Raw genomic sequence first — 10,033 nt, forward strand, 5'->3', positions numbered from 1 at the left:
CTCGAAGGAACGAGCCGTTGATCACCTGCCACGTCAAATACACCGTCGACCCTTACCAGCTGCCGGCCTTCGAAGCCTATTCGCGCCTGTGGATGCGCCTGGTCACGCGCATGGGCGGCAAGCACCATGGCTATTTCCTGCCTGCCGAAGGTGCCAACAACATCGCCTACTGCCTGTTCAGTTTTTCAAGCCTGGCCGCCTACGAGCAGTACCGCAAGCAGGCAGAGACCGACCCGGAATGCATCGCTGCAGTCGCCCTGGCCACTGAGCAACGGTTCATCCTCAGCTATGAACGCAGCTTCCTCAAGCCGCTGCTCGAACCGCGCATTCGCTCGCTGGCGCTGTGCGTTTTCCATCACCAAGGGAAGATTCTGGTCAACGTCTTCGACGACCCGGTGACGCAGCAGACGCTGTGCCGCCCACTCGGGGGTGGTATCGAGTTTGGTGAGCGGGGCCGTGACGCCATCGCCCGGGAAATCGAAGAAGAATTGGGGCAGTCGATCAGCGATGTGCGGTTGCTCGGCACGCTGGAGAGCCTGTTCCACTATGCCGATACGCCGGGGCATGAGATTGTGCAGGTATTCGATGCACGCTTGGACGACGCCAGCCTTTACCAGCAGCCCTGGGTAGAAGGCCGCGAGTCCGACGGCAGCCCCTTCCGCGCCCGGTGGTGCGATAGCGCCGACTTCGAGCGCATCGGCCCGCTTGTGCCGCAGGGCCTGCAAGCGTTGTTGCGCGACCTGTCGCTGCTGGGCTGAAGCAAAGGAGCCTGATCATGGACCTGCTGTTTCTAGGCACCAGTGCCGGGGTGCCGACCAAGGCCCGCAACGTCAGTGCCACGGCCCTCATCGAGGCCAGCGGCAGCCACTGGTACCTGATCGATTGCGGCGAAGGCACGCAGCATCGGCTGCTGCAGACGCCGCTGTCGATACGCGACCTGCGCGGCATCTTCATCACCCATGTACACGGCGACCATTGCTTCGGCCTGCCCGGCCTGCTGGCCAGCGCCGGGATGAGCGGGCGTACCCAGCCGCTGGATATCATCCTGCCCGCCGCCCTGCATGACTGGGTGCGCCTGGGCTTGACCGCCAGCGACACTTACCTGCCTTTCGAGGTGCGCCTGCTCGCCGTTGAAAGCCTGACTGACTGGCGTAGCGAGACGCTGCAGGTCAGTACTGTGCAGCTGTCGCACCGGGTGCCGAGCGTGGGCTTCGTGTTCACCGAGCTCAACCCCGAACCGCGCCTGGACGTGCAGCGCCTGGATGCCGAAGGCATTCCACGCGGGCCGTTGTGGGGCGACCTGGCCAAAGGGCTGTCGGTCGAGCATGAGGGGCGGACCCTGCACGGCCAGGACTACCTGCGCGCATCGCGGCCGGCGCGACGGGTGATCGTGTGCGGTGACAACGACAACCCCGAGCTGTTGGCGGAGGCGGCCAAGGGCGCGGATGTGATGGTGCACGAAGCGACCTTTACCCAGGCGGTCGTCGAGCGCACGGGGACTACCTTCGGCCACAGTACAGCGGCGCAAGTGGCACGGTTTGCCGAGGCGGCGGGTGTGCGCAACCTGGTGCTCACGCATTTCAGTGCACGCTACCAGGGCGATCCGCGGCGCAGCCCGTGCATCGACGATATACGTGTGGAGGCCCTGGCGCATTACAGCGGGCATCTGACCTTGGCGCAGGACCTGCAGCGGTATCACATTGGGCGGGATGGGTGTCTTGTGGTGGTGGGGTAGATAGGGTTGCGGCTGATAGGTGCATGCCGTTAGGGCTGTGGCGCCTATGAGATCGAGCGCCGCCCGCGCGGCGCTTCGCAGCACAAGGCTGCTCCCACATCTGTTTCGGGCCAGTTATTCCTGAGGCATGGGCGCGCGGCCCCTTGGTGCCCACCTTGATATCGAGTCGGACCAACAAGGCGGTCGCGCGCAGACTTCACAGGCCTCACTGGCCCGAAACAAATGTGGGAGCAGCCTTGTGCTGCGAAGCGCCGCGCGGGCGGCGCTCGATCTCATAGGCGATGAAAACCTCCCGCCAGGCACCTGTCAGCCGCCCCCCATCCCTCAAGACATACCGCCCCTACGCCGCCAACCGCCCACTGGCAATCGCCTCCGACGCCGCCAGCATCGCCCGCAACAACACCGCACACCCCGCCGCCAGGTCCTCCGGTGTGGCGTTCTCGATTTCGTTGTGGCTGATGCCATTCTCGCAAGGCACGAAGATCATCCCCGCTGGCCCCAATTCGGCCAGGAAGATCGCGTCATGCCCGGCTCCACTGACGATATCCATGTGCGGCAGGCCCAGCGCACCTGCGGAATCGCGCACGGCATCGACGCAGGCCTTGTCGAAATACAGCGCCGGGAAATCCGCCGTAGGGATCAGCTCATGCGCCAGGCCATGCTTGGCGCAGGTGCTTTCGATCACCCCGCGCACTTCGGCAATCATCGCGTCCAGTTGCTCGCCTTCAAGGTGACGGAAGTCCAGGGTCATGCGCACCTCACCCGGGATCACGTTGCGTGACCCCGGGTAGGCCTGCAGGCAACCCACCGTGCCACAGGCATGTGGCTGGTGCCCAAGGGCCGTACGGTTGACTGCCTCGACCACGGCGGCAGCGCCCACCAAGGCATCCTTGCGCAAGTGCATGGGCGTTGGGCCGGCATGGGCTTCGACCCCGCGCAAGGTCAGGTCGAACCACTTCTGGCCCAGCGCACCCAACACCACGCCGATGGTCTTGGCCTGGTCTTCAAGGATCGGCCCCTGCTCAATATGCGCTTCGAAATAAGCCCCCACTGGGTGGCCGAGTACCGCGCGCTGGCCGGCGTAGCCGATAGCATCGAGCGCCTCGCCAACACTCACCCCTTGTGCATCACGCTTGGCCAGCGTCTCTTCCAGCGTGAACTTACCGGCGAACACCCCAGAGCCCATCATGCAAGGGGCAAAGCGCGAGCCCTCCTCGTTGGTCCACACCACCACTTCCAGCGGCGCTTCGGTTTCAACGCAGAGGTCGTTGAGGGTGCGGATCACCTCCAGCCCGGCCATCACCCCATAACAGCCATCGAACTTGCCGCCGGTGGGCTGGGTATCAATATGGCTGCCGGTCATCACCGGTGGCAGCTTAGGGTTGCGCCCTGGGCGGCGGGCGAAAATATTGCCGACCGCATCGACACTCACAGTGCAACCGGCTGCCTCGCACCACTCGACGAAGAGGTCGCGGGCCTGACGGTCGAGGTCGGTCAGCGCCAGCCGGCAGACACCGCCTTTGGCTGTGGCGCCGAGGCGGGCAAGGTCCATCAGCGATTGCCACAGGCGTGCGCTGTCAACGTGGCGGGCGGTGGTCTTGAGGATATCGTGGACTGGAGTCATGGGTTTTCCCTCAGGCTTTTTTGTTGTTTATCAAGGCAACGGCTTGGCCACCCGCGCCGGGCTGCGCGCCGCCAAGCCACCCAGGACGTAGTACAACGCCCCACCCAGCAGCGAGCCGGTGAACCAGCCATAGTCGTAGAACCAGCTGAAGCTGCTGTTGCCGATCGACATCACGGTCAGCGCCACCGGGACGCCGAAGGCGGCAAACCCAGCCCAGTTCCAGGCCGGATACACGTCATCGCGGTACAACCCGGCCAAGTCCAGGCGCTGGCGACGGATCAGGAAGTAGTCCACCACCATGATCCCGGCAATCGGCCCGAGCAGGCTCGAGTAACCCAGCAACCAGTTCGAATAAACGCTTTCCAGGCTCAGGTCCGAGACAATCCAGCCCAGCTTCTTGAGCAGTTCATGGCCCATCAGCGCCAAGCCGATAAACCCGGTCAGCCACACCGCGCGGCTACGCCCGATCAGGCGCGGCGCGATGTTCTGGAAGTCGTTGGTGGGCGAGACGATGTTCGCCGCCGTGTTGGTCGACAACGTGGCGATCACGATCAACGCCATGGCCAGCGCCACCCAGCCCGGGCTTTGGATCTTGCCGATCAGGCTGACCGGGTCAGACACCGTTTCACCCACCAGCGACGCGGAGGCTGCAGTCAGCACCACGCCCAATGCCGCGAACAGGAACATGGTCAGCGGCAGGCCGAAGATCTGCCCCAGTATCTGGTCCTTCTGGCTTTTGGCGTACCGGCTGAAGTCGGGAATGTTCAGCGAGAGCGTGGCCCAAAAACCGACCATGGCGGTGAGCCCGGCACAGAAGTAGCTGACCACACTGGCGCCCTCTGGCCGCTTGGGCGGCTGCGCCAGCAACTCGGTCATCGACATGTGCGGCAGTGCCCAGAACAGCAAGCCCACGCCCACCGCCACCAGCAACGGCGCCGAAAGCGTTTCGAGCCACTTGATCGACTCCGCCCCGCGCAATACCACCCACAGGTTGAGGGCCCAGAAAATCATGAAGCCGATCACCTCCCCGGTGCCCTCCAGGGCGTTCCAGCCATCGAACATCGAGCCGAGGAACAGGTGAATGGCCAGGCCGCCGAACATCGTCTGGATACCGAACCAGCCGCAGGCCACCACCGCGCGAATCAAGCACGGCACGTTCGAGCCGAGGATGCCAAACGAGGAACGCAACAGCACCGGAAACGGGATGCCGTACTTGGTGCCAGGGAACGCGTTGAGGGTCAGCGGGATCAGCACGATGAGGTTGGCCAGCAGGATCGCCAGCAGCGCCTCGCCCACGCTCAGGCCAAAGTAGGCCGTGAGCACGCCGCCGAGGGTGTAGGTGGGCACGCAGATGGACATACCCACCCACAGGGCGGTGATGTGCCATTTGTTCCAGGTGCGTTGGTGCACCTTGGTGGGTGCGATGTCGTGGTTGTAGCGCGAGCTGTCGAGCACGTCAGTGCCTGCGTCCAGCTCGAACAGGCCATCCTGCTCGATCACTTGCGATCTGCTCTGTTGCATGGGGCCTTCTCCAGGTTTTTCTAATTGTTTGCTCATCGGGCTAAAGCGATGGCCGGAGTACACACACCACCAGTACTGCTCCTCCGGTCCGGCCTGGCGGTTGTGGCCGTACTCAAATTACGTGCCGGGTTGGCCTGAGCCGTCCCGGGTGGCCGCCGCCGACCGGAGGTAATCAACTGAACTGCAAGGCATTTATCGACGCAAGGCGAAAGCACGGTTATCCCTTCGCCTGCCTGTTGCGCCCGCTCAAGCCAGGCTTGCGCCCGGCGCGTGTTTCAAACCGGTGCAGCCTGTTTTTTCAACCGCGCGGCAGGCGTCTTCTGGCCCGCTATCAAGCAGCTGATTTTGCATGGAAAATCTTGACCAATTTGGCTTCTTGTCAAGTGCGTCAAAATGGTGAAAGGCCTCACCATTTTGGTGATTCAAACAATAATTATCTAAATATCAATAAGTTACGAAAGTTATAAGCTCATAAATTATTTTCTTGAACAATCCCAAATCACCATCTAGATTCCATTCTTGTCAGGTCTGACAGGATTGTAGGCTACCCTTCGATCACCGGCAGTCACTGGCGTATAACAATTCAAGAACCGGCCCAGACCGGTCAGCCTGCGAGGAAGACGGCATGTCCCTGTTGATCCGTGGTGCCACCGTGATCACCCACGAAGAGCGTTACACCGCCGATGTACTGTGTGTCGATGGCCTGATAGCGGCCATAGGCGCAAACCTCGAACCGCCCACCGACTGCGAAATCCTCGACGGCAGTGGCCAGTACCTGATGCCCGGCGGCATCGACCCGCACACCCACATGCAGCTGCCCTTCATGGGCACCGTGGCCAGCGAAGACTTCTTCAGCGGCACCGCTGCCGGCCTGGCCGGTGGTACCACCTCCATCATCGACTTCGTCATCCCCAACCCGCAGCAATCATTGCTGGAGGCCTTTCACACCTGGCGTGGCTGGGCGCAAAAGAGTGCCTGCGACTACGGCTTCCACGTCGCCATCACCTGGTGGAGCGAGCAGGTCGCAGAAGAGATGGGCGAGCTGGTGGCCAACCACGGGGTGAACAGCTTCAAGCACTTCATGGCGTACAAGAACGCCATCATGGCGGCCGACGATACCTTGGTCGCCAGCTTCGAGCGCTGCCTGCAACTGGGCGCGGTGCCTACCGTGCATGCCGAGAACGGCGAGCTGGTCTACCACCTGCAGAACAAGCTGCTGGCCCAAGGCCTGACCGGGCCAGAGGCACACCCGCTGTCGCGCCCTTCGCAGGTCGAAGGCGAGGCGGCCAGCCGTGCTATCCGTATTGCCGAAACCATCGGTACGCCGCTGTATGTGGTGCACATCTCGAGCCGCGAAGCCCTGGACGAGATCACCTACGCTCGGGCCAAAGGCCAGCCGGTGTATGGTGAGGTACTGCCAGGCCACCTGCTGCTCGACGACAGCGTCTACCGCAATCCGGATTGGGCCACGGCCGCAGGCTATGTAATGAGCCCGCCCTTCCGCCCGCGGGAACACCAGGAAGCCCTGTGGCGCGGCCTGCAGTCGGGCAACCTGCACACCACCGCCACCGACCACTGCTGCTTCTGCGCCGAACAAAAGGCCATGGGCCGCGATGACTTCAGCCGCATCCCCAATGGCACCGCCGGTATCGAAGACCGCATGGCGGTGCTGTGGGATGCCGGAGTCAACAGTGGGCGCTTGTCGATGCAGGAATTCGTCGCGCTGACCTCCACCAACACGGCCAAGATCTTCAACCTGTTCCCGCGCAAGGGCGCGATTCGCGTCGGTGCCGACGCTGACCTGGTGCTGTGGGACCCGCAGGGCACGCGGACGATTTCGGCGCAAACCCACCACCAGCGCGTGGACTTCAACATTTTCGAAGGCCGCACCGTTCGCGGCATCCCCAGCCACACCATCAGCCAGGGCCGTGTGCTGTGGGCCGATGGCGATTTGCGCGCCGAACCTGGCGCCGGTCGTTACGTGGAGCGCCCGGCCTACCCCTCGGTGTACGAGGTGTTGGGCCGCCGCGCCGAGCAACAGCGCCCGACCCCCGTTCAGCGCTGAGCATTACCCGCACTGCACCTGCACTGCCGTACCGGCCCTGAAGAGGCCGGGCGGCGCCGTATTGCCGTTGACTGCCACATCCAAAAAAGAAAAGAGAGGCTACAACCGTGATCGATGCCCTGAACCACTTGCCGCGCCCCCGGGCCGGCGCCGACCAGCTGGCCGAGCGCTTCGGCGATCTCGCCCCTCCCCTCACCGCCCGCCAGGCCGCCGTGGAGAGCGCACGCTGCCTGTATTGCTACGACGCGCCCTGCGTCAATGCGTGCCCCAGCGAAATCGACATTCCCTCGTTCATCCACCGCATCAGTGACGAGAACCTGCAAGGCGCCGCCGAACGCATTCTCTCGGCCAATATTCTCGGCGGCAGTTGCGCCCGTGTCTGCCCGACCGAAATCCTCTGCCAACAGGCCTGCGTACGCAACAACGCCCAAGAATGCGCACCGGTGCTGATTGGCCAGTTGCAACGCTATGCGCTGGACAACGCGCACTTCACCGAGCACCCCTTCACCCGGTCCCCCGCTACCGGCAAGCGCATCGCCGTGGTCGGCGCCGGCCCTGCGGGGTTGTCCTGCGCGCATCGCCTGGCCATGCATGGGCATGACGTGGTGGTGTTCGAAGCCTGCGAAAAAGCCGGTGGCCTCAACGAATACGGTATCGCCCGCTATAAACTGGTAGACGACTACGCCCAGCGCGAAGTGGAATTCCTGCTGGGCATCGGTGGCATCGAAATCCGCCACGGCCAACGCCTGGGGGACAACCTTGGCCTGGGCGAGCTGCGCGATCAATACGACGCGGTGTTCCTGGGCCTGGGCCTGAATGCGGTGCGCCAGCTCGGCTTGGCCGATGAAGAGGCTCCTGGGGTGCTCGCCGCCACGCAATACATCCGCGAACTGCGCCAGGCCGATGACCTGAGCCAACTGCCGCTGGCCGACCGCTGCCTGGTGATCGGCGCCGGCAACACCGCCATCGACATGGCCGTGCAGATGAGCCGCCTGGGCGCCCGTGACGTCAACCTGGTGTACCGCCGCGGCCACGCCGACATGGGCGCCACCGATCACGAGCAAGACATCGCCAAGGCCAACCAAGTGCGCCTGCACACCTGGGCACGCCCCGAAGCGGTACTGCTGGACGATGCCGGCCAGGTGCGCGGCATGCGCTTTGCCCGCACCGAGCTTGCCGACGGGCGCCTGCGCGACACCGGCGAAACCTTCGAGCTGGCCGCCGATGCGATCTTCAAGGCCATCGGCCAACGCTTCGATGACGCCAGCCTCGCCGACCCCGTGGCGGCGCAACTGGCCCGCGAGGGTGAACGCATTCGCGTCGATGCGCACATGCGCACCAGCCTGGCGGGCGTCTACGCGGGCGGCGACTGTACCGCCCTGGGCCAGGACCTCACCGTCCAGGCTGTGCAGCACGGCAAGCTGGCCGCTGAAGCCATCCATGCCCAACTCATGCTCAACGTGGAGGCAGCGTAAATGGCCGACTTGTCTATCGAATTTGCCGGCATCAAGGCACCCAACCCGTTCTGGCTCGCCTCGGCGCCCCCCACTGACAAGGCCTACAACGTGGTCCGCGCCTTCGAGGCTGGCTGGGGCGGTGTGGTCTGGAAAACCCTGGGCGAAGACCCGGCGGCGGTCAACGTGTCGTCGCGCTACTCGGCGCACTACGGCCCTAACCGCCAGGTGCAGGGGATCAACAACATCGAACTGATCACCGACCGCTCGCTGGAGATCAACCTGCGCGAGATCACCCAGGTGAAGAAGGACTGGCCCGACCGTGCGCTAATCGTGTCGTTGATGGTGCCGTGCGAGGAAGAATCCTGGAAGTTCATCTTGCCCCTGGTGGAGGCCACGGGCGCGGACGGTATCGAGCTGAACTTCGGCTGCCCCCACGGCATGCCTGAGCGCGGCATGGGCGCGGCAGTCGGCCAGGTGCCGGAGTATGTGGAAATGGTCACCCGCTGGTGCAAGACCTATTGCGCCCTGCCGGTGATCGTAAAGCTCACACCCAACATCACCGACATTCGCCAGTCGGCCCGCGCCGCGCACCGTGGCGGGGCGGATGCGGTGTCGTTGATCAACACCATCAACTCGATCACCAGCGTGGACCTGGACCGCATGGTGGCCCACCCCATTGTCGGCGACCAGAGCACCCACGGCGGCTATTGCGGTTCGGCGGTCAAGCCGATCGCGCTGAACATGGTCGCGGAAATCGCCCGCGACCCGGAAACACGCGGCTTGCCCATCTGTGGCATCGGCGGCATCGGCAACTGGCGAGACGCTGCCGAGTTCATTGCCCTGGGCAGTGGCGCCGTGCAGGTATGCACGGCAGCGATGCTGCACGGCTTCCGCATTGTCGAAGACATGAAAGATGGCCTGGCGCGCTGGATGGACCAGCATGGGCACCGCAACCTGGAAGCGTTCAGAGGCCAGGCGGTGGGGCACACCACCGACTGGAAGTACCTGGACATCAACTACAAGTCAGTGGCGCACATTGACCAGGACGCCTGCATTGGGTGCGGTCGCTGCCATATCGCCTGTGAAGATACCTCGCACCAGGCCATTGCCAGCACGGCCAAGGCCGACGGCACCCACGTCTACAGCGTGATCGAGGAGGAATGCGTGGGCTGCAACCTGTGCCAGATCACTTGTCCGGTGGAAAACTGCATCGACATGGTGGCGCAGGATACCGGCAAGCCTTACCTGAACTGGACACAGGATCCGCGTAACCCCTATCGCGAGGCGAGCTGAGGCTGAAAAAGCCGGGGCCGCTGCGCAGCCCTTCGCGGGGCAAGCCCGCTTGTATGGTTAGACTTGAAGGGGTGGTGGGACTAAATGCCCGATTCTGACTGTTCGCAGCAGTACAGACCGTGGGAGACATCGCCCCACCCCTTCCACCAAAGCGCCGATAAAGAATGCATCGTTTGCAAGCGACGATAGAAGCAAGCCAGCGCCTCTTGGTGAAACCCCTTCAAGCCTAAAAACCTTAACGTGGAGTACGGCCCATGGCAATGCAGGCAGGTAGATTGATCGTGGGTGCGGACGTTGCAAAAGCTGAGCTGGTTATCCATCACGACAGCAGTGATGAG

The 10,033-nt window shown here is 63.6% G+C and carries 8 protein-coding genes and 1 pseudogene; 6 read left to right on the forward strand and 3 right to left on the reverse strand.

Annotated elements, in window-relative coordinates:
* Positions 1-17: 17 nt before the first annotated feature.
* The 3 genes and pseudogenes from QOS90_RS27590 to QOS90_RS10155 form a co-directional block, all read left to right on the forward strand.
* Positions 18-317, forward strand: a pseudogene (locus tag QOS90_RS27590) (NIPSNAP family protein); the annotation flags it as partial.
* Positions 312-758 (forward strand): NUDIX hydrolase, encoded by a 447-nt coding sequence (locus QOS90_RS27595; RefSeq protein WP_027593177.1) that lies wholly within the window; start codon positions 312-314, stop codon positions 756-758. The pseudogene QOS90_RS27590 and the gene QOS90_RS27595, both read left to right, overlap by 6 nt.
* A 17-nt stretch (positions 759-775) precedes the next feature.
* Positions 776-1,735 carry a ribonuclease Z gene (locus tag QOS90_RS10155; protein ID WP_085272992.1) on the forward strand — a complete coding sequence of 320 codons (960 nt, stop codon included), beginning with the start codon at positions 776-778 and terminating at the stop codon, positions 1,733-1,735.
* A gap of 340 nt (positions 1,736-2,075) precedes the next feature.
* Here the strand turns inward: QOS90_RS10155 and QOS90_RS10160 are convergent, their stop codons facing one another.
* Positions 2,076-3,359: a Zn-dependent hydrolase gene (locus QOS90_RS10160; protein WP_027592757.1), complete on the reverse strand. Its 1,284-nt coding sequence runs from the start codon at positions 3,357-3,359 to the stop codon at positions 2,076-2,078.
* A gap of 30 nt (positions 3,360-3,389) precedes the next feature.
* Complete coding sequence (locus QOS90_RS10165) at positions 3,390-4,880, reverse strand: NCS1 family nucleobase:cation symporter-1 (protein ID WP_085272991.1); 1,491 nt, start codon at positions 4,878-4,880, stop codon at positions 3,390-3,392.
* A gap of 625 nt (positions 4,881-5,505) precedes the next feature.
* Between QOS90_RS10165 and hydA the strand changes: the two genes are divergently transcribed.
* The 3 genes from hydA to preA all read left to right on the forward strand — a co-directional run bounded on the left by hydA (position 5,506) and on the right by preA (position 9,695).
* Positions 5,506-6,945, forward strand: coding sequence for a dihydropyrimidinase (gene hydA, locus QOS90_RS10170; protein ID WP_027592759.1), 1,440 nt, complete (start codon positions 5,506-5,508; stop codon positions 6,943-6,945).
* Between the two features lie 107 nt (positions 6,946-7,052).
* Positions 7,053-8,420 (forward strand): NAD(P)-dependent oxidoreductase, encoded by a 1,368-nt coding sequence (locus tag QOS90_RS10175; protein ID WP_085272990.1) that lies wholly within the window; start codon positions 7,053-7,055, stop codon positions 8,418-8,420.
* Positions 8,421-9,695: an NAD-dependent dihydropyrimidine dehydrogenase subunit PreA gene (preA, locus tag QOS90_RS10180; RefSeq protein ID WP_085272989.1), complete on the forward strand. Its 1,275-nt coding sequence runs from the start codon at positions 8,421-8,423 to the stop codon at positions 9,693-9,695.
* 80 nt (positions 9,696-9,775) lie between these two features.
* Here the strand turns inward: preA and QOS90_RS10185 are convergent.
* Positions 9,776-10,033: hypothetical protein (locus tag QOS90_RS10185; protein WP_283600547.1), on the reverse strand; the 258-nt coding region annotated here is incomplete at its 5' end.

This window comes from Pseudomonas sp. LAIL14HWK12:I10 (genome assembly GCF_900184205.1).
GTDB classification, from domain to species: domain Bacteria; phylum Pseudomonadota; class Gammaproteobacteria; order Pseudomonadales; family Pseudomonadaceae; genus Aquipseudomonas; species Aquipseudomonas kermanshahensis.

What these genes read in the sequence shown, in the direction of transcription:
- QOS90_RS10155 (WP_085272992.1), top strand. Translation starts at nt 776, where the DNA reads ATGGACCTGCTGTTTCTAGGCACCAGTGCCGGGGTGCCGACCAAGGCC.
- QOS90_RS10160 (WP_027592757.1), bottom strand. Translation starts at nt 3,359, where the DNA reads ATGACTCCAGTCCACGATATCCTCAAGACCACCGCCCGCCACGTTGAC.
- QOS90_RS10165 (WP_085272991.1), bottom strand. Translation starts at nt 4,880, where the DNA reads ATGCAACAGAGCAGATCGCAAGTGATCGAGCAGGATGGCCTGTTCGAG.
- hydA (WP_027592759.1), top strand. Translation starts at nt 5,506, where the DNA reads ATGTCCCTGTTGATCCGTGGTGCCACCGTGATCACCCACGAAGAGCGT.
- preA (WP_085272989.1), top strand. Translation starts at nt 8,421, where the DNA reads ATGGCCGACTTGTCTATCGAATTTGCCGGCATCAAGGCACCCAACCCG.